Source organism: Nocardioides sp. (assembly GCF_964228225.1).
In the GTDB taxonomy this organism is placed as follows: domain Bacteria; phylum Actinomycetota; class Actinomycetes; order Propionibacteriales; family Nocardioidaceae; genus Nocardioides.
This window is the reverse complement of record NZ_CAXQZB010000024.1, coordinates 42,845-65,003: the sequence shown is the minus strand read 5'-3', so window position 1 is coordinate 65,003 and position 22,159 is coordinate 42,845. Positions and strand designations below refer to the sequence as shown.

Annotated in this window: 21 protein-coding genes; 19 read left to right on the top strand and 2 right to left on the bottom strand. The window is 73.3% G+C overall.

Annotated features, from left to right (window positions below):
- Positions 1-5: 5 nt before the first annotated feature.
- Entirely contained in the window at positions 6-434 is a 429-nt protein-coding gene (locus ACERUJ_RS06165; RefSeq protein ID WP_370247592.1) for an OB-fold nucleic acid binding domain-containing protein, read from the top strand.
- Positions 431-1,171, top strand: a complete 741-nt coding sequence (locus ACERUJ_RS06160) for a DUF3159 domain-containing protein (RefSeq protein ID WP_370247591.1) — start codon at positions 431-433, stop codon at positions 1,169-1,171. The genes ACERUJ_RS06165 and ACERUJ_RS06160 overlap by 4 nt, the downstream gene beginning before the upstream one ends.
- 90 nt (positions 1,172-1,261) lie before the next feature.
- Here ACERUJ_RS06160 and ACERUJ_RS06155 read toward each other — a convergent pair whose 3' ends face one another.
- Both ACERUJ_RS06155 and ACERUJ_RS06150 read right to left on the bottom strand, forming a co-directional pair.
- On the bottom strand, positions 1,262-1,933 hold the full coding sequence (locus ACERUJ_RS06155; protein ID WP_370247590.1) for a TrkA family potassium uptake protein: 672 nt from the start codon (positions 1,931-1,933) through the stop codon (positions 1,262-1,264).
- 1 nt (position 1,934) lies between these two features.
- Complete coding sequence (locus ACERUJ_RS06150) at positions 1,935-2,582, bottom strand: TrkA family potassium uptake protein (protein WP_370247611.1); 648 nt, start codon at positions 2,580-2,582, stop codon at positions 1,935-1,937.
- A 192-nt stretch (positions 2,583-2,774) separates the two neighbouring features.
- On the opposite strand from ACERUJ_RS06150, the gene ACERUJ_RS06145 reads away from it, so the two are divergent.
- The 17 genes from ACERUJ_RS06145 to ACERUJ_RS06065 all read left to right on the top strand — a co-directional run bounded on the left by ACERUJ_RS06145 (position 2,775) and on the right by ACERUJ_RS06065 (position 22,107).
- Positions 2,775-4,823, top strand: a complete 2,049-nt coding sequence (locus ACERUJ_RS06145) for an APC family permease (protein WP_370247589.1) — start codon at positions 2,775-2,777, stop codon at positions 4,821-4,823.
- On the top strand, positions 4,820-5,980 hold the full coding sequence (locus ACERUJ_RS06140; RefSeq protein WP_370247588.1) for a class I SAM-dependent RNA methyltransferase: 1,161 nt from the start codon (positions 4,820-4,822) through the stop codon (positions 5,978-5,980). Before ACERUJ_RS06145 ends, ACERUJ_RS06140 begins: the two co-directional genes overlap by 4 nt.
- Before the next feature lie 115 nt (positions 5,981-6,095).
- Positions 6,096-6,881: a VWA domain-containing protein gene (locus ACERUJ_RS06135; RefSeq protein ID WP_370247587.1), complete on the top strand. Its 786-nt coding sequence runs from the start codon at positions 6,096-6,098 to the stop codon at positions 6,879-6,881.
- 243 nt (positions 6,882-7,124) lie between these two features.
- The gene (gene acnA / locus ACERUJ_RS06130; RefSeq protein ID WP_370247586.1) at positions 7,125-9,797 is read left to right on the top strand and encodes an aconitate hydratase AcnA; all 2,673 of its coding nucleotides are present in this window, start codon (positions 7,125-7,127) and stop codon (positions 9,795-9,797) included.
- 115 nt (positions 9,798-9,912) lie between these two features.
- Entirely contained in the window at positions 9,913-11,310 is a 1,398-nt protein-coding gene (locus ACERUJ_RS06125) for a hypothetical protein (protein ID WP_370247585.1), read from the top strand.
- Positions 11,311-11,445: 135 nt separating this feature from the next.
- On the top strand, positions 11,446-11,934 hold the full coding sequence (locus ACERUJ_RS06120; RefSeq protein WP_370247584.1) for a SigE family RNA polymerase sigma factor: 489 nt from the start codon (positions 11,446-11,448) through the stop codon (positions 11,932-11,934).
- A gap of 114 nt (positions 11,935-12,048) precedes the next feature.
- A complete protein-coding gene (locus tag ACERUJ_RS06115; protein WP_370247583.1) occupies positions 12,049-12,744 on the top strand; it encodes a hypothetical protein in 696 nt (231 codons plus the stop codon).
- Positions 12,745-12,820: 76 nt separating this feature from the next.
- Positions 12,821-13,195, top strand: coding sequence for a hypothetical protein (locus tag ACERUJ_RS06110; RefSeq protein WP_370247581.1), 375 nt, complete (start codon positions 12,821-12,823; stop codon positions 13,193-13,195).
- The gene (locus tag ACERUJ_RS06105; RefSeq protein WP_370247580.1) at positions 13,192-13,593 is read left to right on the top strand and encodes a hypothetical protein; all 402 of its coding nucleotides are present in this window, start codon (positions 13,192-13,194) and stop codon (positions 13,591-13,593) included. The genes ACERUJ_RS06110 and ACERUJ_RS06105 overlap by 4 nt, the downstream gene beginning before the upstream one ends.
- Before the next feature lie 45 nt (positions 13,594-13,638).
- Positions 13,639-13,947, top strand: a complete 309-nt coding sequence (locus ACERUJ_RS06100; protein WP_370247579.1) for an MTH1187 family thiamine-binding protein — start codon at positions 13,639-13,641, stop codon at positions 13,945-13,947.
- Positions 13,948-14,135: 188 nt separating this feature from the next.
- Positions 14,136-14,699: a DUF3105 domain-containing protein gene (locus ACERUJ_RS06095; protein WP_370247578.1), complete on the top strand. Its 564-nt coding sequence runs from the start codon at positions 14,136-14,138 to the stop codon at positions 14,697-14,699.
- A 37-nt stretch (positions 14,700-14,736) separates the two neighbouring features.
- Entirely contained in the window at positions 14,737-15,618 is an 882-nt protein-coding gene (locus ACERUJ_RS06090; RefSeq protein ID WP_370247577.1) for an NUDIX domain-containing protein, read from the top strand.
- The gene (locus ACERUJ_RS06085) at positions 15,615-16,571 is read left to right on the top strand and encodes an SMP-30/gluconolactonase/LRE family protein (RefSeq protein ID WP_370247576.1); all 957 of its coding nucleotides are present in this window, start codon (positions 15,615-15,617) and stop codon (positions 16,569-16,571) included. The genes ACERUJ_RS06090 and ACERUJ_RS06085 overlap by 4 nt, the downstream gene beginning before the upstream one ends.
- A gap of 184 nt (positions 16,572-16,755) precedes the next feature.
- Positions 16,756-18,660 carry a 1-deoxy-D-xylulose-5-phosphate synthase gene (gene dxs / locus ACERUJ_RS06080; protein WP_370247575.1) on the top strand — a complete coding sequence of 635 codons (1,905 nt, stop codon included), beginning with the start codon at positions 16,756-16,758 and terminating at the stop codon, positions 18,658-18,660.
- Positions 18,661-18,706: 46 nt separating this feature from the next.
- Positions 18,707-20,158 (top strand): hypothetical protein, encoded by a 1,452-nt coding sequence (locus ACERUJ_RS06075; protein ID WP_370247574.1) that lies wholly within the window; start codon positions 18,707-18,709, stop codon positions 20,156-20,158.
- A gap of 75 nt (positions 20,159-20,233) precedes the next feature.
- The gene (locus tag ACERUJ_RS06070; protein WP_370247573.1) at positions 20,234-21,250 is read left to right on the top strand and encodes a PAC2 family protein; all 1,017 of its coding nucleotides are present in this window, start codon (positions 20,234-20,236) and stop codon (positions 21,248-21,250) included.
- Positions 21,247-22,107, top strand: a complete 861-nt coding sequence (locus tag ACERUJ_RS06065; protein WP_370247572.1) for an acyl-CoA thioesterase — start codon at positions 21,247-21,249, stop codon at positions 22,105-22,107. Before ACERUJ_RS06070 ends, ACERUJ_RS06065 begins: the two co-directional genes overlap by 4 nt.
- Positions 22,108-22,159 lie beyond the last annotated feature (52 nt).

The following is a 22,159-nucleotide window of genomic DNA, read 5'->3' as shown; positions in this document are numbered from 1 at the left end:
CCGCCGTGGAGCAGCCTCTCCCCGCCGACGAGCACGCCCCCGACCCGGGCAGCGATCAGTCGTCCGGACGCGCCGCCGACTCCCGCGGCCGCCTGCGGCGCACCCTGAGCCGCTGGGCCAACACCGAGCACCAGCACGCCCGCGACCTGCGGCGCGAGTTCGAGGTCGCGGGCAGCGAGACGATCGCCACCGCCGCCGACCGGTCGATGGTCACCCTGCGCGGCACGTTGCGCGCCCTCACGGTGCGGCCCCGCGGCGGGGTGCCGGCCCTGGAGGCCGAGCTCGACGACGGCACGGGCACCATCACCATCGTGTGGCTCGGACGACGCCGCATCGCCGGGGTCGACCCGGGTCGCTCGCTGCAGGTGCGCGGCCGGATCGGCGTGCACGACGGCGTGCGCACCATCTACAACCCCCGTTACGAGCTGCTGTGAGCACCGCCGTGCCGCCCGTGGGCGGTGTCCCCGAGGGGGTCACCACGGTCGAGGCGCTCGTGCGCCGCCAGATGTCGCAGGCGCTCGGCGGGGTCCGCGGGATGCTGGAGGCCGGCATCCCCGGGATCCTGTTCACCGCCGTGTGGCTGCCCACCAAGGACCTGCGGCTCGCGCTGATCCTCAGCGGTGCCACGGCGGCGATCGCGCTGCTGGCCCGGGTGCTCCAGCGCAGCACCACCCAGTACGCGCTGAACGCGCTGTTCTCGATCGGCATCGGCTGGGTCTTCGTCCGGTTCGCCGAGAACGGCGGCGGCGACGCCTCCGACCAGGCGCTGGCCTTCTTCCTGCCCGGCATCCTCTACAGCGGCGTGTACACGATCGTGCTCGGGGTGAGCGTCGTCGCGGGCTGGCCGCTGCTCGGCTTCATGCTCGGCAGCGTCACCGGCGACCCGACCGGCTGGCACGACCAGCCCCAGGTGGTGCGGCTGTGCGCGCGGCTCACCCTGGTGCTCGGCGCCCCCGGGGCGATCGGGGTGCTGCTGCAGGGGCCGGTGTGGTTCCTCGGCTGGCGCGACGTCATCGACCCCGACACCGCCGTGGCGATCATCGCGGGCCTGCGCTACGGCCTGGGGTGGCCGCTGCGCATCGGCTCCTGGTCGGCCATGGTCTGGCTCCTGGCCCGCAACGCCACGCCCCTGGAGTTCCCCGGCCCGGCCCACCCGCCCCCCGGCGTTTGACGTCGTCCCCACCGTCTGTGCTGTTTCCGGGCCCGGAAACAGCACAGACGGTTGGGACGAGGCACCCCGACCGAGGCCGGAGGGCCCGGCTCAGCCGCCGTGGGTGGAGGGGGCGAGCAGGCGCTCGAGCTCGTCCTCGACCTCGGCCGGGACGACGAGCAGCAGCTCGTCGCCCGCCTCCACGGGCTGCTCGGGGTCGGGCACGTAGACCTGGCCGTCGCGCAGGATCGTCACCAGCGCGCAGTTGTCGGGGAAGGGGATCAGCCCGGTGGGCTTGCCGACGTAGGGGGAGTCCGCGGGCAGCGTCATCTCCACGAGGTTGGCGTTGCCCTGGCGGAAGGTGAACAGCCGCACGAGGTCGCCGACCGTGACGGCCTCCTCCACCAGCGCCGACATGATGCGCGGGGTCGACACGTGCACGTCCACGCCCCAGGCCTCGGTGAACAGCCACTCGTTGTTGGGGTGGTTCACGCGCGCGACGGTGCGGGGCACCCCGAACTCGGTCTTGGCCAGCAGCGAGGTCACGAGGTTGACCTTGTCGTCACCCGTGGCCGCGATGACGACGTCGCAGCCCTCGAGGCGGGCCTCCTCCAGGGAGGACAGCTCGCAGGAGTCGGCCAGCAGCCACTCCGCCTCGGGCACCCGCTCGGGCAGCACCGAGGCGGCGTTCTTGTCGATGAGCAGGACCTCGTGGCCGTTCTGGATCAGCTCGCGGGCGATGGATCGGCCCACGGCGCCCGCACCGGCGATGGCGACGCGCATGTCAGTGCTCCTCGGGTCCGCGCTTGATGGTCTGGAAGGCCCGTGCCGCGAGTTCCTCGCGCATCACGAGGTGGATCAGGTCGCCCTCCTGCATCACCGTGTCGCGGTCGGGCAGCATGCCCTCGCCGAGTCGGTCGATCCAGGCCACGCGCGAGGCGGTGGCGACCTGGAACTCCCCGACCCGGTGGCCCACCCACACGGTGGGCAGCGGCACCTGGTCGACGCGGATGACGCCGCTGGGGTCGCGGAAGTCGGGCTCGGCGCCGGCCGGCAGGAGGCGCCGCAGCACCTGGTCGGAGGTCCACTTGACGGTGGCGACGGTGGTGATGCCCAGGCGCTGGTAGACCTCGGCGCGGCCGGGGTCGTAGATCCGGGCCACGACCTGGCCGATCCCGAAGGTCTCCCGGGCCACGCGCGCGGCGATGATGTTGGAGTTGTCGCCGCTGGAGACCGCGGCGAAGGCGTCGGCGCGGCGGATGCCGGCCCGCTCCAGGACCTCCTGGTCGAACCCGACCCCGGTGACCTTCTCGCCGTTGAACGCCGGCCCCAGGCGCCGGAAGGCGTCGGGGTCGGAGTCGATCACCGAGACGGTGTGGTTGCGGTCCTCCAGGCTGCGGGCCAGCGTGGAACCGACGCGGCCGCAGCCCATGATCACGACGTGCACGTGGCCACGCTAGTGGGTGTGCGGCCCCCGTGGGGCCGGGGGAGACCCGCGAGTGCCCGGCGGCGGCGGTTCGGGGCCGACCGTGGCCGGTCCGTGACCCGCCCGTGGCCGGACCGTGGCGTCCCGGGATCGCGCACTTTGCCCCTGCGGGGCCCGGACGCCGTAGCCTTGCCGCCTGTGGCGGTCGGCGACGTCTTCAAACGGGTCCTGCTGGGACGCAAGCTGCGCAGTTCCCAGCTCGGGGAGACGCTGCTGCCCAAGCGCATCGCGTTCCCGGTGTTCGCCAGCGACGCCCTGTCGTCGGTGGCCTACGCCCCCGACGAGATCTTCATCATCCTGTCCCTGGCCGGGGTGAGCGCCTACGCCTGGTCGTGGTGGATCGCGATCGCGGTGGCGCTGGTGATGCTCGCGGTGGTCGGGTCGTACCGGCAGACCGTGCACGCCTACCCCAGCGGCGGCGGCGACTACGAGGTCGCCACCGTGAACCTCGGCCCTGCGGCGGGCACGACCGTCGCGGCGGCGCTGATCGTCGACTATGTGCTGGTCGTGGCGGTGTCGCTGTCCTCGGCCGCGCAGTACGCGGCGTCCGCGGCGGGGTTCCTCGCCGACCACGAGGTGCTCGTGGCGGTGAGCCTCACCGTGTTCCTCACGGTCATGAACCTGCGCGGGGTGCGCGAGTCGGGCGCCTCCTTCGCGGTGCCCACCTACATCTTCATCGTCTCGCTGCTCGCGATGTGCATCTGGGGCTTCGTGCGCCACCTCTCGGGCTCGCTGCCCGACGCCGCCAGCGCCGACTTCCGCATCATCAAGGACGAGAGCTACGACGGCGCGCTCACCGCGCTCGGCTTCGCCTTCCTCATCGCCCGGGCCTTCTCCTCCGGGTGCGCGGCCCTCACCGGCGTCGAGGCGATCTCCAACGGCGTGCCGGCCTTCCAGCGGCCCAAGAGCCGCAACGCCGCCACCACGCTGTTCCTGCTCGGCGCCACCGCGATCGTGTTCATGACCAGCGTCGTGGCGCTGGCCCGGCTCATGCACGTGCGCTACGTCGACCCGCACGAGCTGGACCGTCTCACCTACGCCGACGGCAGCCCGCTGCCGGCCGACTACGACCAGCCGACGCTGATCGCGCAGATCGCCAAGGGCGTCTTCGACCACTTCCCGCCCGGCTTCTACCTGGTCGTGATCGCCACCGGCATCATCCTGGTGCTGGCCTCCAACACCGCCTTCAACGGCTTCCCGGTGCTCGGCTCGATCCTGGCCCGCGACGGCTACGCCCCCCGCGCGCTGGGCTCGCGGGGCGACCGGCTCGCCTTCTCCAACGGCATCGTGTTCCTCGCCGGGCTCGCCATCGTGCTGATCGTGGCCTTCGACGCCCAGGTGACCCGCCTGATCCAGCTCTACATCGTCGGGGTGTTCGTCTCCTTCAACCTCAGCCAGCTGGGCATGATGCGCCACTGGAGCCGGCTGCTCGCCACCGAGAAGGACCCGGCCGCGCGTCGTCGCATGCAGCGCTCGCGGCTGATCAACGCCATCGGCCTGAGCTTCACCGCCGTCGTGCTCGTGATCGTGCTGATCACCAAGTTCCTCGCCGGCGCCTGGATCACGATCCTGGCGATGCTGGGCTTCTACCTGCTGATGCGCGGCATCAAGCGTCACTACGACAACGTCGCCACCGAGCTGGCCGCCACCGACGACGACCGCCTGATGCCCACCCGCGTCCACGCGATCGTGCTGGTGAGCAAGATGCACAAGCCGACGCTGCGGGCGCTGGCCTTCGCCAAGGCCTCGCGGCCCAACCTGCTCGAGGCGGTGTACGTCGGCAGCGACCCGGTCGAGACCAACGCGATGATCGATGCCTGGGACGCCCGCGACAACGGCATCCCGCTGCGGATCCTGCACTCGCCCTACCGCGAGCTGGTCAAGCCGATCGTCGACTACGCCACCGAGATCCGCCGCTCGAGCCCGCGCGGCGTCGTGGCGGTCTACATCCCCGAGTACGTCGTGGGCCGCTGGTGGGAGCAGCTGCTGCACAACCAGACCGCGCTGCGCCTCAAGGGCCGGCTGCTGTTCACCCCCGGCGTCATGGTCATCTCGGTGCCCTACCAGCTGCGCTCCTCCCAGATCGCGCGCGAGCGCGCCGAGGCCGAGGAGACCCGCGTGCGGGCCGGCGACCTGCGCCGTGCCGGTGCCGACGGTCCGCGGCTGTCGGATCGGCGTCGGCGGTGAGCGGCGCGCGTCGTCGTCCCGCCCCGCGCCGCGCCCGGCCCCGTGCCGAGCGCGGCGAGACCCGGGTGGGGCTCGAGGTCGAGGTGCGGGTCGGGCCGATCGCCCACGGCGGGTTCGCGGTCGCGCGCCACGAGGGCCGCGCCGTGTTCGTGCGCCACGCCCTGCCCGGCGAGCTCGTGCGGGCCCGGGTGACCGAGGGCGGCGCCGAGGACCGGTTCTGGCGCGCCGACGCCGTCGCCGTGCTCGAACCGGCGCCCGACGGCGGCGCCCACCGCGTGACGCCGCCGTGCCCGGCGGCCGGGCCCGGCGGCTGCGGCGGCTGCGACTTCCAGCACGTCACGCCGGCCCACCAGCGCGAGCTCAAGGCCGAGGTGGTGCGCGAGCAGCTGCGCCGGCTGGCCGGCCGCGAGGTCGACGTCGTGGTGGAGGCCGTGCCCGGCGACGTCGACGGGCTGGGGTGGCGCACCCGGCAGCGCTACGCCGTCCTGCCCGACGGGCGGCGGGCCATGAAGCGCCACCGCTCCTCCGACCTGGTGCCGGTCGAGCACTGCCTGCTCGAGGCGCCCCCCGAGGTGGCCCAGCAGGCCCGCGTCGTGCACGGTCGCGCGTTCGCCACCGCCCCCGACGGCTTCTGGCAGGTGCACCCCGGCGCCCCCGAGGCCCTCGTCGACGCCGTCCTCTCGGCGTTGGAGCCGCAGCCGGGGGAGTCGGTGCTCGACCTCTACGCCGGTGTCGGCCTGTTCGCCCGGTTCGTCGGCGAGCGCACCGGCGCCGCCGTCACGACCGTCGAGGGCGACGCCGCGGCCGCACCGTTCGCGCGCACCAACCTCGCCGACCTGCCCGGCCCGGTCGACGTCGTCACCGCCGATGTTCTGGCGCACCTGCGCGGCGACGCCGGGCCCGGCCCGGTCGACCTCGTCGTCCTCGACCCGCCCCGGGTCGGGGCGAAGAAGGCGGTGGTCGAGCAGATCGCCGCCCGCACCCCCCGCGCGATCGCCTACGTGGCCTGCGACCCCGCCGCGCTGGCTCGCGACGTCGCCCTGTTCGCCGAGCTCGGCTACGACCTCACCGGCCTGCGCGCCTTCGACCTGTTCCCGATGACGCACCACGTGGAGTGCGTAGCGGTTCTGACACCGACGGGCACCGGGGCCGGCTGAGCGGGGTGCCCCGCGGTGACGGGGGATTAGCGGCGCTTGGGGTGGGGGAGAGGATCGGCGGCATCGCCGATCGGCGGTGCCCTCGACGCTCGTCCTCGAACCCAGGAGGCCCCACGTGCCCATCTCCCTCGACAAGGTCCAGGCCACCGCGCCCGGCCTGGTCAACCTCGCCAAGACCGCGGCCCTGAGCCTGGAGAAGAACAACCTCGTCGGCACGCGCGCGAAGGTCGCGGTGGTCATGGACTACAGCGGCTCGATGACGCGCGAGTACCGCGAGGGTCGGGTGCAGAAGCTCACCGAGCGGATCCTGGCCCTGGCCACCCAGCTCGACGACGACGGCTCGATCGACTTCTTCGTCTTCGACACCACCGCCGCCCACCTCGGCGAGGTGCCGCTCTCGAACTACCAGGGCGCGGTCGACCGGCTCACCTCCGGACGCCGGATGGGCACCACGGACTACGCCGGCGCCTTCCGCGTGGTGCGCGACCACTTCGGCTTCGCCCACCCCGCGCCGGGGGCGAAGAAGGGCGGCCTGTTCGGGCGCCGCAAGCAGGTCGAGGGCGCGGTCGAGGTCTCGATCGCGCCGGGCCAGCAGCCCGCCAACGAGCCCGTGTTCGCCGTCTTCCTCACCGACGGCGCCCCCAACTCCAAGCCGCAGGCCGTCCAGGCCCTCATCGAGGTCTCGACCGCGCCGATCTTCTGGAAGTTCCTCTCGATCGGCGCGGAGTCCTTCGAGTTCCTGCAGAAGCTCGACGACCTCGAGACCCGCGTGATCGACAACGCCGACTACAAGCCGATCGGCTCGATCGACGCCCTCGACGACGCCGCCCTGATGGACGCGCTGCTCGACGAGTACGGCACCTACGTGACCCAGGCCCGCCAGCTCGGCCTCATCCGCTGAGTCGTCCGAGGTGAGGTCCAGGGTCGACGCCGCACCGCGGCGTCGGCCCTGGTCGTTTTCCTCGACGTCATGTATCTTGATATCAAGACAAATTGCCCCGGGTCGGGTCCCGCGGAGAGTGAGGGTCGCCTTACTTACCTTCGGCGCCGGATCAGCGGCAAGATGGGGCCGGTCTGCGCCGGCACGAGTCGGTGCGCCGCCAGCCCCAGGCATCCCTGACGCAATCCCCGAGGAGACGGCTGCATGCCCAGCAAGAACAGCTTCGGAGCCCAGAGCACGCTCGACGTCGCCGGGAACTCCTACGAGATCTTCCGGCTCGACGCCGTGACCGGGGAGGGGCTGGACGTCGCGAGCCTGCCCTTCTCCCTCAAGGTCCTGCTGGAGAACCTGCTGCGCACCGAGGACGGTGCCGACATCACGGCCGAGGACATCAAGGCCCTCGCCGGCTGGGACGAGACCGCCCAGCCCGACAAGGAGATCCAGTTCACGCCCGCCCGCGTGATCATGCAGGACTTCACCGGCGTGCCGTGCGTGGTCGACCTCGCCACGATGCGCGAGGCGATGGCCGAGCTCGGCGGCGACGCCACCAAGATCAACCCGCTCGCGCCCGCCGAGATGGTCATCGACCACTCCGTGATGGCCGACGTCTTCGGCACCCCCGAGGCGTTCCAGCGCAACGTCGAGATCGAGTACGAGCGCAACCGCGAGCGCTACCAGTTCCTGCGCTGGGGCCAGGGCGCCTTCGACGACTTCAAGGTCGTCCCGCCGGGCACCGGCATCGTGCACCAGGTCAACATCGAGCACCTGGCCCGCGTGGTCATGGTCCGCGACGGCGTGGCCTACCCCGACACCTGCGTCGGCACCGACTCCCACACCACCATGGTCAACGGCATCGGCGTCGTGGGCTGGGGCGTGGGCGGCATCGAGGCCGAGGCCGCGATGCTCGGCCAGCCGGTCTCCATGCTCATCCCGCGCGTCGTGGGCTTCAAGCTGTCCGGTGAGCTGCCCGAGGGCTCCACCGCCACCGACCTCGTGCTCACGATCACCGAGATGGTGCGCAAGCACGGCGTGGTCGGCAAGTTCGTGGAGTTCTACGGCCCCGGCGTCTCCGCGCTGCCGCTGGCCAACCGCGCCACCATCGGCAACATGAGCCCCGAGTTCGGCTCCACCATCGCCGTCTTCCCGATCGACGACGAGACCCTGAAGTACCTCAAGCTCACCGGCCGCTCCGAGGAGCAGCTCGCCCTGGTCGAGGCCTACGCCAAGACCCAGGGCCTGTGGCACGACCCCGCCGCCGAGCCGCGCTACTCCGAGAAGCTCGAGCTGGACCTCGCCACCGTGGTGCCGAGCCTCGCCGGCCCCAAGCGTCCCCAGGACCGCGTGGAGCTCTCCAACGCCGCCGCCGCGTTCGCCGGCGACCTGCCCACCTACTCCTCCAACGTCGACGCGAAAGTCCCGGTCACCCTGGCCGACGGCACCTCCTTCGAGCTGGAGAACGGCGCGGTCACGATCGCCTCGATCACCTCCTGCACCAACACCTCCAACCCGAGCGTGATGATCGGGGCGGCCCTGCTGGCCAAGAAGGCGGTGGAGAAGGGCCTGCAGCGCAAGCCGTGGGTCAAGACCACCCTCGCGCCCGGCTCGAAGGTCGTCTCGGACTACTACGAGAAGGCCGGCCTCACGCCCTACCTCGACAAGCTGGGCTTCAACCTCGTCGGCTACGGCTGCGTGACCTGCATCGGCAACTCGGGTCCGCTCATCCCCGAGGTCTCCTCGGCGATCAACGACCACGACCTCGCCGTCGTCTCGGTGCTCTCGGGCAACCGCAACTTCGAGGGCCGCATCAGCCCCGACATCAAGATGAACTACCTCGCCAGCCCGCCGCTGGTCGTGGCCTACGCCCTGGCCGGTTCGATGAAGGTCGACCTGTTCAACGACCCGATCGGCACCGACACCGACGGCAACGACGTGTTCCTCAAGGACATCTGGCCCAGCCCGGCCGAGGTGGAGGAGACCATCCGCGGCGCGGTGGACTCCGACATGTTCGCCGACTCTTACGCCGACGTCTTCGCCGGCGACGACCGCTGGCGCTCGCTGCCGACCCCCGAGGGCAACACCTTCACCTGGGACCCGGCCTCCACCTACGTGCGCAAGGCCCCCTACTTCGAGGGCATGCCCGAGAACCCCGAGCCGGTCAGTGACATCGCCGGCGCGCGGGTGCTGCTCAAGCTCGGCGACTCGGTGACCACCGACCACATCAGCCCCGCGGGTTCGATCAAGAAGGACTCCCCGGCCGGTCTGTACCTCACCGAGAACGGCGTGGAGCCGCGCGACTTCAACTCCTACGGCTCGCGCCGCGGCAACCACGAGGTCATGATCCGCGGCACCTTCGCCAACATCCGCCTGCGCAACCAGATCGCTCCCGGCACCGAGGGCGGCTTCACCCGCGACTTCACCGTGGCCGACGGGGCCGACGCGCCCGTCACCACCGTCTACGACGCCTCGGTGAACTACCAGGCCGCCGGCATCCCGCTGGTCGTCCTCGCGGGCAAGGAGTACGGCTCGGGCTCCTCGCGCGACTGGGCCGCCAAGGGCACCTCCCTGCTGGGCGTGAAGGCGGTCATCGCCGAGAGCTACGAGCGCATCCACCGCTCCAACCTCATCGGCATGGGCGTCATCCCGCTGCAGTTCCCCGCCGGCGAGAACGCCGAGTCCCTCGGTCTGACCGGTGAGGAGACCTTCTCCATCACCGGTATCGAGGCGCTCAACGACGGCACCACGCCCCGCACCGTCAAGGTCGTGGCCGGCGACGTCGAGTTCGACGCCGTCGTGCGCATCGACACCCCCGGTGAGGCGAACTACTACCGCAACGGCGGCATCATGCAGTACGTCCTGCGCAACCTGCTCAAGGGCTGATCAGCACCACAGCAGGCCTGTCATCCCGGCCCCGACCGTGCCCGTCACGGTCGGGGCCGAGGTGTTTCTCAGTGGACCGCCCAACCTCCCGCACCCCCTCGTGCGTGAGGGGGTCATGGAGCACGAGCAGGGGACCGGGACCGACCGGTCGATCGCGACGGCACTGCACCGACTCGCCGAGAGCGCCCGTCCCGCTCCGGGTCCGCCCGGTGGGGACCTGTGGCGGGCGGGGGTACGACGTGCGCGCCGCCGTCGCGCGGCCTGGGGCGCGGTGGGCGCCGCGGTGGTGCTCGGTGCGACGGCGGTGCTGGTGCCGCAGGCCGCCCCGGACGTCGATCCCGCGGGGGACGGCGCGCCACCCGCGGTGCCGCGCCTGGTGTGGCCCGGCACCACGGCGATGTCCAGCGCCGGCCCCGACGATCCGCCCGGCATCCTCGCCGTCGTCGCGGGGTACGGGTACGACCTCGACGACACGGTCATGGTGGTCTCGGCCGAGACCGGGGAGTACCGCGACCTGGAGCTCCCGGGCCGGGTCGGGCTGCCCCGGCTCGCGCCGGACGGCCGACACCTGGCCTTCTGGGTCCTGGGCAGCCCCGCCGGGACGCCCTACCCCGAGGACGGTCGGGAGCAGCCGCCGGTCGGGGTGGACGTGATGGACGCCGTCACCGGCGAGATCCAGCGCTACCGGCCCCCGACCGAGCACGGCATCACCACCGATCAGCTGCGCTGGGGCGACGACGACACGCTGCTCCTCACCTGGGGCCAGCGGCGCAGCCCGGTGCTCGCCACCGGCCTGCGCACGGTGCGCTGGGACATCGAGGGCGAGCCTGATCCGGCGCAGGACGTGCAGGCCGCCGTGTTCGTGGCGGAGCCGCGCAACCTCGACGGCACGCTGTACCTGCGGAGGTCCCCGCGGATCCTCGTGCGCAGCGACGAGGTGCCGGCCGGTGGAGGTCCCGCGCGCCTGCGACTCGACGTGCCCGCCCCCGAGGACGTCCGGACCGTGGCGGTCGCCGGTCCCCACGTGATCGGGACCGTGGCCGACGGCACGGGGGTGCTCCAGCTGATGGTGGGCCGCTGGCGCGCCGAGGCCACGACGTCGGCCGCGCCGCGTTCTGGCCAGACTGGCGAGACCGGTGGGACCGGGGTGGTGGACGGCTGGCGCCGCGTGGAGGGCGGTGAGTCGGCGACGATGCTCGGCTTCCTCGACGCCGACACCGCCTTGATGGTGCGCTCGAACCTGCGCTCGGGGGCCGCGGACCCCGAGCCGGACCTGACGGGCGTCGCGACCGAGGCGCTGGACCTCACCGACCTCACGTGGCGCACGGTCGGCGAGGTGTCGACGACCGACCTGGACCTGGCCACCGACCTGCTCACCCGGCCGCTGATGGAGGGAGTGCGTCCCCCACAGCCGGGCCGTGGTCCCCTGCCCTGGATCCTCGGTGGCGGGATCGCGGTGGCCGTGGCTCTCGGGTGGCGCTCGGCGCGACGGCGCGGACGGGGTCTGCCGTGACGCGCGCGGCCCTGCGGCCGCGGTGCCGCCGGGAGCCCCGCGCGGGCTCGCCGATGTCCTACGGTCGGCGCATGTCCGCGCTCCCGTCGTCCCCGGCGTGCCCGTGCTGCGGCGCCGGCCGGGAGGCGGAGCGCGATGGCTGAGGACCTCGAGGCGTCCTTCGTGGCCTACGTCGCCGCGCGGCGGCCGGCGCTGATCCGGCTCGCGACCCTGCTGTGCGGCGACCCGCACCAGGCCGAGGACCTCGTACAGGGCGCACTGCTGAAGGCCGTGCCCCGCTGGCGGCGCCTGCGCGAGGACCCCGAGCCGTGGCTGCGGCGGGTGATGGTCAACGACCACATCTCCGCCTGGCGGCGCCACCGCGGACGCGAGCAGCTGGTGGACGCCGTGCCCGAGCGCGCCGCCACCGCGGCCCGGGAGCCGGACGCCGACCTGCGGGACGCGTTGGCACGGCTCGCCCCGAAGCAGCGGGCCGTCGTGGTGATGCGCTACTACTGCGACCTCACCGAGGTCGAGACCGCCCGGGTGCTCGGGGTGTCGGTGGGCACCGTGAAGTCGCAGCACAGCGACGCCCTCGCCCGGTTGCGCGGCGTGCTGCCGGGCGCGGTCGAGTCCTCGCGCTGAGCCGGCCATGAGCCGGCCATGAGTTCGGCCGGGAGTCCGGCCGGGAGTCCGGTCGGGGCGGTGGCGAGCGGGTCGCTGCCGGTCGTGGGTACCCCCGGGGTGTTGGATGGGAGCATGACGCTCCCTCGTCGTGCGCTCCGCGCGGTCCCCGCCGCCCTGCTCCTGCTCGCCCTCGCCGCCGGATGCGGTCAGGAGGAGCCGCTGCCCGACGTCGGTCCGGCCCGCCCCGTGCCCACCACGGGCGCCGCGGACCCCGAGACGATGCCGACGACGCCGGCCGCTCCGACGACGACACCCTCGGTGGACCCCACCACCACGCCGACGGACCCCGGCGACCCGACGGAGTCGACCGACCCCACCGACCAGCCGACCGAGGACCCCGGTGGCGTCGGACCCACGACCTACGACGAGGCGCTCGCCCGCTTCGACGGCCTCGCCCAGGAGCCCACCCGGCCGGTGCGCTTCACCACGCGCGACACCGACATCTACTGCGTGCTGGCTCCCGACTACGGCCTGCCGGTCTCGTGCGAGCTGGGCGACGGGTTCGTGCCGGCGTCCGCCGGGGTGTGCGACGACGCCCCCACGCAGTTCGTCGGTCGCATCGAGCAGGCGCCCGACGGCAGCTTCGTGCCCGTGTGCAACTCCGACACCTTCCGGGAGCCCGGCGGGCCCCGCGTCGCGCTCGGTGCGGCCGCGGTGAACGCCGACTCCGGGGTCGGCTGTCTGAGCGAGTCGATCGGGATCACCTGCGTGGTGCCCGAGACCCAGCGGGGCTTCTTCCTCGGATCGGGGGAGTACCACGTCTTCTGAGTCGCCCGATCCGGCGGCGGGGGTCCCAGCGGTCCGGCCGCCGGTCGATCGCGACCGGATCCTGCGAGGTGGTGCCGTGGGCGCCCTCATCGGGCTCGGGTGCGTCGCGCTGGCCCTGTTCTTCCTGATGGACGGCTTCTCGACCCCGGAGGAGGTGATCGGGGTCTTCGTCCCGACGGCGGTGGGCATGCTCGCCCTGGGCGTCGCGGTCCTGGCGCTGGCGCCGCTGCGGTGGGGCGACTCGTTCGAGCGGACACCGCAGATGATCGTGCGGCTGCTCCTCGGCGTCGCGCTGCTCGGGGCCGGCGTCACCGCCGCCGCTGTCGTGCGGGGCGACTGGCCCTACGTCCTGGTGGCCGCGCTCCCGCTCGCCGCTGTGGGCGCGGTGCTCCGGGATGCCCGCCGGTTCCGGCGGCTCGCCCGCACCTCGGGTGCTCCGGAGGCCGCATGAGGCCGCCGGCAGGCTACGTGCGCTTCCAGGCGACCTGGCCCGACCGCTGCGGCTCCCACATCGGCGTGTTCGGCCTGACCAACATGTTGGGGCGCAGCGGTCGGCTCACCCCCGAGCAGGAGCGGTTCCGCGTGGAGCACAACGCCTGGTACGACGCCGCCTACCCCGACCCCAGCACCGTGGACCCCACGGTCTACGACCACACCGTGAACCCCGGCGCCGTCGCCTGGTTCCGCTCCACCGCGACCCACCTCATCGCCCGGGTGGACGGCTACCTGGAGATCCTCGCCTCCCACGGCGTCGCGTGCGTGCGGGTCGAGTCCGACGATCCCGGGCGGATCGTCTACGCCGACGACGTGCAGGCCGTCGTCGTGCCGCACCACCCGTCCCGTCCCTGATCCCGCCCCTGCTCAGGTCGAGGAGGCGCGGGCTAGCGTGGGGACATGATCGTCGCCTTCTCCGTCGCGCCCAGCGGCACCGGCCGTGCCGACGGCTCGGTCTCCGACGCCGTCGCCGCCGCCGTGCGGGTGGTCCGGGAGTCCGGCCTGCCGCACCGCACCTCCTCGATGTTCACCGAGGTCGAGGGGGAGTGGGACGAGGTGATGGACGTCGTCAAGCGCGCGACCGAGGCGGTCCTGCCGTTCGGGTCGCGGGTGAGCCTGGTGCTCAAGGTCGACATCCGCCCGGGCTTCACCGGCGAGCTCGACGCCAAGCTCGCGCGGCTCGAGGCCGAGCTGGAGCGTGACGCGTGAGCGACGACGTTCCGGCACCGGATCCCGCCGCTCCGCTCCCGCCGCCTCCGCCTCCACCGTCGGGACCGCCGCCGGCCGCTCCACCCGCCGGGTGGGGCCCGCCGCCTGGCTGGACCGCGCCCGCACCTCCCGGGCCGCTACCCGCCCGCCGTCGGCGCGGGCCGGTCGTCGCCGTCGTCGGTGCCCTGGTGATCGCCGCCCTGGCCCTGGTCGGTGCCACGGCACTTCCGCGCGTGCTCGGAGACGACGTGCTGGCGGCCGACCTCATCTCCTCCGACGGTGAGGTGGTGGGGGTCGAGCGTTTCGATCGGATCATCGCCAAGCACACCGAGGACGACGTCACCTATCCCGCGGTGCCCACCTCGGGGGGCCCGCACTATCCGCGCTGGCTGGCCTGCGGGGAATGGACCGAGCCGGTGCCGGAGGAGGTGGTGGCCCACGATCTCGAACACGGCACGTTCTGGTTCACCTACGACCCTGAGCGCGTGGACGCCGACGACGTCGCCCGACTGCGCGATGTCCTGCCGGCGGACGGCATCCTGAGTCCCTTCCCGGGTCTGCGGGCGCCGATCGTGCTCACCGTGTGGGCCCGGCAACTCGAGCTCGACGACGTCGACGACGCCGGCCTGGAGGCCTTCCTCATCGCCTACGGCGACGAGCACACCGCGCCGGAGCCGCTGGCCTCCTGCAAGGGCGGACTGCGCCCCGAGGACCTCGACGACCTCGGTCTGGGCGGCGGGGTCGCGGCGTGATCGCCGGACCTCGCGATCCGGCCGCGGGGCAGCGCCGGTGACCACCGCGTTCGGGTGCGTGCTGCTGGTGGATCCCGCGGGCCGGATCCTGCTGCAGGAGCGCGACGAGCACGCCCCGATCGACCCCGAGCGCTGGGGCATGTGCGGCGGCCACCTCGAGCCGGGGGAGGACCCGGCCGCGGGCGCGCTGCGCGAGCTGCAGGAGGAGACCGGGATCGTGCTCCCCCCGGGTGTGCTGCGGCCCTGGCGCACCCTGATGGTCCACCACAAGGTCTACGGCACCACTGATCCGGTGCACGTGTTCGTGGCCGGAGTCGCGCTCACCGACGACGACGTGACCTGCCACGAGGGCCGTCAGATCCGGTTCGTCGACGCCGAGGCCGCGCTCCACCTGCCGCTCACGCACTCCGCGGCGCGCGCCGTGCCGGGACTGGTGGCGGGCGCCGCCTACCGCGCGGCGGTGCACGAGGCCCGTGCCCTGTCCGAGGGGCCGGTGCGGGTGGCGCTGGGCGCCGTCGTCGACGCGGCGGGGCGGATCCTGCTGCAGGAGCGCGACGAGCACGCACCCGTCGACCCCGACCGGTGGACCTTCCCCGGGGGCAGGGTCGAGCCGGGGGAGGACTACGTCACCGCGGTGGCCCGTGAGCTCCGCGAGGAGACCGACCTCGACATCGCCCCCGCCCGCTGGGAGCGCGTGGCCGCCTACCGGTGGGACGACGACGCCGCCCACCTCGCGGTGGAGGCCGAGCTGTGGGCGGTGCGCCTCGACGACGCGGACCCCGCCGTGGCCTGCCACGAGGGCCGGCGGATGGTGTTCCGCAGCGTCGACGACGCGCGCGGGCTGCCCCTGACCCGCCTCATGGCCGAGGCACTGCCAGACTTCCTGGCGTCCGACTGCTACCGGAGGTCCATCGCATGAGCGCCACCCAGCCCGCCCGCAGCTACACCGTCGTCCCGGTGCCGTCCTTCGGGGCCGAGGACGTCGTCGTCGGCACGCACGGCCGCGACGAGGGTGCGGTGTTCACCGGCACCGAGGACGGCGCGATCTACCGGATCAGCCACGACGGCAGCGAGATCCGCGAGGTCGCCCGCACCCAGGGCCGGCCGCTGGGCCTGGAGATCGACGGCGAGGGTCGGCTGCTGGTGTGCGACGCCCACCGCGGGCTGCTGCGCGTCGACACCGTTTCGGGCGGGGTCGAGGTCGTGACCGGTGAGATCGGCGGCACGCCCATGAAGTTCTGCAACAACGCCGCCATCGCCTCCGACGGCGTCGTGTACTTCTCCGACTCCTCCACCCGGTACGGCATCGAGCAGTGGAAGGACGACTTCGTGCAGAACACCCGCACCGGTCGCCTGCTGCGGCTGGGCACCGACGGCGAGGTCACGACCCTGCTCGACGGCCTGGCGTTCGCCAACGGCGTCGCACTCTCGGCCGCCGAGGACTACGTGTGCGTGGCCGAGACCGCCGCCCGCACCGTGGTGCGGCGCTGGCTCACCGGCAACCGCGCCGGCATGCGCGACCTGCTCTGCAGCGGCCTGCCCGGCTACCCCGACAACATCGCCCGCGGCTCCGACGGCCTGATCTGGATCACCCTCGCCAGCCCGGTGGACCCCGTCGTCGAGCGGCTCCACCGCGCCCCGCTGCGCCTGCGCGCGCTGGTGACCAAGATCCCCGAGAAGCTGCAGCCCGCGCCGAAGCAGACCGTGCGCGTGCAGGCCTACGACGACGAGGGTCGGCTCGTGCACGACCTCGACATCGACCCCCGCTCCCAGACCGTCCCGTTCCACATGGTCACCGGCGTGCGCGAGCACGAGGGCCGGGTCTGGCTCGGCAGCCTCCACGAGGCCGCCGTCGCCGTCGTCGACCTCTGACCGGCCCGCCTCCTCGCTGCGGGCGGCCTGCGGCGCGCGGGTCGGGAACGACGTCAGGGACCTGACGAGTTGTCACCGCGCCGCGACAGCCGGATCGGTGGTGATCGACCGGTGCGGGACGGCGGGTGGTGACCGGCCGGTGCTGATTCATCCGGGCGGGTGGGCGGCCCCGTAGACTCGGGACATGGCCGTGCTGGAGAAGATCACCGCCCCGCGGGACCTGCGGGGGCTCTCGGGTGAGCAGCTGGATCTGCTCGCCGAGGAGATCCGGGACCTGTTGATCCGCACGGTCGCCACGAACTCCGGCCACCTGGGCCCCAACCTCGGCGTCGTCGAGCTGACGATGGCGATCCACCGGGTCTTCGACTCCCCGCGCGACAAGGTCGTCTTCGACACCGGCCACCAGTCCTACGTCCACAAGCTGCTCACCGGCCGCGTCGCCGAGTTCGGCACGCTGCGCCGCGAGGGCGGGGTGAGCGGCTACCCGAGCCGGGCGGAGTCCGAGCACGACCTGGTCGAGAACTCCCACGCCTCCACCGCGCTGTCCTACGCCGACGGGCTGGCCAAGGCCTTCCGCATCCGGCGCGAGGACCGCCACGTCGTCGCGGTCATCGGCGACGGCGCGCTCACCGGCGGCATGGCCTGGGAGGCGCTGAACAACATCGCGATCGCCCACGACAGCCGGCTCGTGATCGTGGTCAACGACAACGGCCGCTCCTACACCCCGACCATCGGCGGTCTCGCGACGGCGCTCACCTCGCTGCGCACCAACCCCCGCTACGAGCAGGTGCTGGACCAGGTCAAGCGGCGCCTGCAGGCCGTGCCCGGCGTCGGACCGGCGGCCTACGACGCCCTGCACGCGGTGAAGAAGGGCATGAAGGACGCCCTGGCGCCCCAGGGTCTGTTCGAGGACCTGGGCCTGAAGTACGTCGGCCCGGTCGACGGCCACGACCGCGCCGCCATGGAGCAGGCGCTCACCCAGGCCAAGCGCTTCGGCGGCCCGGTGATCGTGCACGCCCTCACCCAGAAGGGCCACGGCTACAGCCCGGCGGAGCGCCACGAGGCCGACCAGTTCCACGCCCCCGGCCCCTTCGACGTCCAGACCGGTGCGGAGAAGCCCAAGGGCAAGATCTGGACCGACCACTTCTCCGAGGCGATGCTCGCGCTCGGCGAGCGCCGCCCCGACGTCGTCGGCATCACCGCCGCGATGATGCACCCCGTCGGCCTCGACGCCTTCGCCGCCCGCTGGCCCGAGCGCACCTTCGACGTCGGCATCGCCGAGCAGCACGCCGCCACCTCCGCCGCCGGTCTGGCGATGGGCGGGCTGCACCCCGTCTTCGCCGTCTACGCCACCTTCCTCAACCGCGCCTTCGACCAGGTGCTGATGGACGTCGCGCTGCACCGCTGCGGCGTCACGTTCGTGCTCGACCGCTCCGGCGTCACCGGCGACGACGGCGCCAGCCACAACGGCATGTGGGACATGTCGATGCTCCAGCTCGTGCCCGGCCTGCGGCTGGCGGCCCCGCGTGACGTCGCCCGGCTGCACGAGCTGCTCGACGAGGCCGTGGCGATCGACGACGCCCCCACCGTGGTGCGCTTCCCCAAGGGCCCGCCGCCGGCGGACGTGCCGGCGATCGAGCGGCTCGGCGGTGTCGACGTGCTCGTGCGCGAGGGCGAGCAGGACGTCCTGCTCGTCGGCGTGGGGTCGATGGCCACGACCTGTGTCGAGGTCGCCGAGCGGCTGCGTGCCGAGGGCATCGGCGTCACCGTCGTGGACCCGCGCTGGGTCAAGCCGGTCGATCCTGCGCTGCTCGACCTCGCCCGCAGCCACCGCCTCGTGGTGAGCGTCGAGGACAACGGTCGCGTCGGCGGCTGCGGCGCGGTGCTGCTGCAGACCCTCAACGACGCCGGCATCACCACCCCGTTCCGGCTGCACGGCATCCCGCAGGAGTTCCTCGACCACGCCAAGCGCGATGCCATCCTGGCCCGGATCGGGCTCACCCCGCAGGCGCTGGCCCGCAGCGTCCTGGAGGACGTCACCGCCCTGTCCGACGGCGGTGTCCTGCTCGACGCCGACCCGCGCGCCTGAGTCGGCCCGCTCCCCGCGACCGCCCGTCCCCAGGTCGAGCTCCCCGATGCGCTCCGGACGCCCGCACCGCGTCGTGCTGCGCGGCGCGACCCTGACGGTCCTCGTGCTCCTCGCCGGGGTGCCGACCGGGTGCGGCAGCGACGCCCCGCTCGACGCCGGTGCACCTGCCCCGGGCTCCGGCGCGGCGTCCGCGGCGCCGACGCAGGGCGCCACGAGCAGTCCCGCCCTGCCCGTCCCGGCTGAGATCGTGCCGGCGCTCCAGGGCCTGCTGGACCGCCGGGCGGCGGCCCTGCTCGCCCGCGACGCCCCCGCCTTCGCGCGGACGGTGGCCGAGGACCCCGCGCTCTCGGTCGTGCAGGGCGGCTACTTCGACAACCTCGTGCAGCTGCCGATCGCCGACCTCGCGTTCCGGCTCGTGCCCGAGACCCTGCTGCGCGACGACGGCACCGGCGTGCCGGGGTACTGGGCCAGCGTCGAGGTGCGGCTCACGCTCGACGGTGTGGATGCGATCCCGACGATGTCGGCCACCCGGATGCGCTTCGTGCGCGAGCGCGGCCGCTGGGTGGTGCTGCGCTTCCGCGACCCGTCCTGGGACGCCCGCACCGGCGTGCGGCCCGAGCCGTGGGAGATCGAACCGATCCGGGTCCGCGAGGCCCCGGGCGTCCTGCTCGTCACCGACGCCGCCACCCCGGACGTCGAGTCGCTGCTGCGGGGGGTCACCGAGGGCCTGGCCGACATCGGCGCCCGGGTGCCGGCCGCACTGGCGTCGGTGCCGGATCGCGTCGTCGTCTACGCGCTCACCGACCCGCGCTTCCTGGCCGGCTTCGAGGGCATCGCCGGGGTCCCGGGCGGCGAGACCACCGTGATCGACGCCCTCGCCTACGGTGCGCGCGGCGACGGCGCCGCCCTCGCCAGCACCCGCATCGTCCTGGCCCCCACCGCGCTGCAGCAGCCGGCGTTCGTGCGTGACCGGCTCGTGCGCCACGAGTTGACCCACGTCGTGCTGGCCCGGGTCGCCGAGCAGGCCGCGCAGGCCGGGGCCCCGGTGCCGCTGTGGCTCAACGAGGGCCTCGCCGAGTGGCTCTCGGTGCAGGCGCTCCCCCCGGCCCGTCGCCTGGTCGACCCCACGGCGCTCGCGGCCGTGCAGGACGCCCGCGCCGCCGGCACCCTCACGATGCCGCCCGGGCGCAGCTTCAACGACGACGCCGCGGCCGAGCACTACCTGCTCTCGTGGTGGGTGTGCGAGTGGCTGGCCGCCACCTACGGCGACAGCGCGCCCTGGTCGGTGCTGTCCTCGGTGCTCGACGCCACGACCACCGACCCCGAGGCGACCGACCGGCAGGTGGTGCGCGACCTGCTCGACCTCGACCTGGACCGGGTGGCGCGCAGCGGCGCGGACCTGCTCGCCGCCACCTACGCCCCCACGACCGACCCGGGGACCGACCCCACCACCGACCCGGACACCGACCCGGGGGCCGGGACGACGTCCGACGGGTGATCCGGACCACCTCCCGGCCCGATCCGACGCCACCTCCACCGGCGGCGGGCGGTCGGCGCCACTACGCTGACCGGCGTGGTAGCTGAGCGACTGGTGCACATCGTCGACGACGTGCCGGCCCTGGCACAGCGTCGACCCGGGGATCACCTGACGATGCTGGTCGTGCTCGAGGGGTTCCTCGACGCCGGCAACGCCGCCGGACTCGCCGCCGCCCACCTGCTCGGCCAGCAGCACCCCGACCGCGGCGGCGCCGTGGTGGCGACCTTCGAGGTCGACGAGTTCCACGACTACCGCGCGCGGCGGCCCCCGGTGACCTTCGCCCGCGACCACTACGAGTCGTGGGAGGCGCCCCGGCTGGTGGTGCGGCTGCTGCGCGACGCCGGCGGCGACCCCTACCTGCTGCTGCACGGCCCCGAGCCCGACAACCGCTGGGAGGCCTTCGCCCGGGCGGTGCGGGAGGTCGTGGAGCGCTTCGGCGTCACCCGGACCGTGAGCCTGGGCTCGGTGCCGATGGCGGTGCCGCACACCCGCCCCATCGCGGTGACCCACCACGCCAACAACCCCGACCTCATCACCGAGGAGAGCCTGTGGAGCAGTGAGCTGCGGGTCCCGGGCAGCGCCCAGGCGTTGCTCGAGGTGCGGCTGGGGGAGTGGGGCCACGACGCGCTGGGCTACGTCGCCCACATCCCCCACTACCTGGCCCAGCTCGACTTCCCGCGCGCCAGCGCGGTGCTGCTCGAGCGGGTCGAGAGGGGCGGTCGACTCACCCTGGACCTGGAGGAGCTGCGGACCGCCGCCGGCGCCCGCGAGCTGGAGATCACCACCTACCTCGCCAACACCCCCGACGTGGAGGAGGTCGTGGCGTCCCTGGAGCGTCAGTACGACACCTTCGCCCGCGCCGAGAGCAGCGGGGCCAACCTCCTGGCCGAGGACCAGCCGCTGCCCACGGGCGAGGAGATCGGTCAGCAGTTCGAGCAGTTCCTCGCCGGGCTGGCCGACGAGCCCGGGCCCCCGGAGCCTCCCGGCACCACCGATCCCACTGGGCCCACCGATCCGACTGGCCGCACCGATCCCGAGGAGGACACCCCGTGAGCGCGACCCCGCCGGTGCACGACCTGCTGCAGCTGCTGGACCTGGAGAACCTCGACGTCGACCTCTTCCGCGGCGGCCAGCCCGACTCCGTGCGCGAGCGGGTGTACGGCGGTCAGGTGGCGGCGCAGGCGCTCATCGCGGGTGCCCGCACGGTGGAGGCCGACTTCCACGTGCACTCGCTGCACTCCTACTTCCTGCTGCCCGGCGACTACAAGGTGCCGATCATCTACGACGTCGAGCGCATCCGCGACGGCCGCTCCTTCGCGACCCGCCGGGTGATGGCGCGCCAGCACGGCCGGCCGATCTACTACCAGACCCTGAACTTCCAGAAGGCCGAGGAGGGCTGGGAGCACCAGGACGCGATGCCCGAGGTGCCCGGCCCCGAGGAGGGCATCGACCTGGTCGAGGTCATGACCGCGCGGGGCAACACCGACGCCGAGGCACTGGGCAAGGAGTGGTCCGCGCTCGACGTGCGCTGGCTCGGGAACTCCCGACGCGGGCTGCCCGAGGACCCGGTGCACCCCGCGCGGGCCCGGATGTGGATCCGGGTCAAGGGCGAGGTCGGTGACGACCCGCTGAGCCACCTCGCGCTGTTCACCTACGCCAGCGACGTCTCGCTGCTGGGTGCCTCACTGGCCGCGCACCCCGCGACGCCGATGGACACCCAGATGGCCTCCCTCGACCACGCGCTGTGGTTCCACCGCCCCTTCCGCGCCGACGAGTGGTGGCTCTACGACCAGTGGTCGCCCTCGGCCTCCGGCGCGCGCGGCCTGTCCTTCGGGCACATCTTCACCGCCGACGGCACCCTCGCCGCCACCGCGGCCCAGGAGGGGCTCATCCGACCCGTGCGCCGCTGAGACCGACCTGCACGCACGACGGCCCGGCACCCCCGGAAAGGGGTGCCGGGCC

Coding starts and splice junctions, on each gene's coding strand:
- ACERUJ_RS06155 (WP_370247590.1), bottom strand. CDS start 1,933: ATGCGCGTCGCCATCGCCGGTGCGGGCGCCGTGGGCCGATCCATCGCC.
- ACERUJ_RS06150 (WP_370247611.1), bottom strand. CDS start 2,582: ATGGGCTGCGGCCGCGTCGGTTCCACGCTGGCCCGCAGCCTGGAGGAC.
- acnA (WP_370247586.1), top strand. CDS start 7,125: ATGCCCAGCAAGAACAGCTTCGGAGCCCAGAGCACGCTCGACGTCGCC.
- ACERUJ_RS06125 (WP_370247585.1), top strand. CDS start 9,913: ATGGAGCACGAGCAGGGGACCGGGACCGACCGGTCGATCGCGACGGCA.
- ACERUJ_RS06120 (WP_370247584.1), top strand. CDS start 11,446: ATGGCTGAGGACCTCGAGGCGTCCTTCGTGGCCTACGTCGCCGCGCGG.
- ACERUJ_RS06115 (WP_370247583.1), top strand. CDS start 12,049: ATGACGCTCCCTCGTCGTGCGCTCCGCGCGGTCCCCGCCGCCCTGCTC.
- ACERUJ_RS06105 (WP_370247580.1), top strand. CDS start 13,192: ATGAGGCCGCCGGCAGGCTACGTGCGCTTCCAGGCGACCTGGCCCGAC.
- ACERUJ_RS06100 (WP_370247579.1), top strand. CDS start 13,639: ATGATCGTCGCCTTCTCCGTCGCGCCCAGCGGCACCGGCCGTGCCGAC.
- ACERUJ_RS06085 (WP_370247576.1), top strand. CDS start 15,615: ATGAGCGCCACCCAGCCCGCCCGCAGCTACACCGTCGTCCCGGTGCCG.
- dxs (WP_370247575.1), top strand. CDS start 16,756: ATGGCCGTGCTGGAGAAGATCACCGCCCCGCGGGACCTGCGGGGGCTC.
- ACERUJ_RS06075 (WP_370247574.1), top strand. CDS start 18,707: ATGCGCTCCGGACGCCCGCACCGCGTCGTGCTGCGCGGCGCGACCCTG.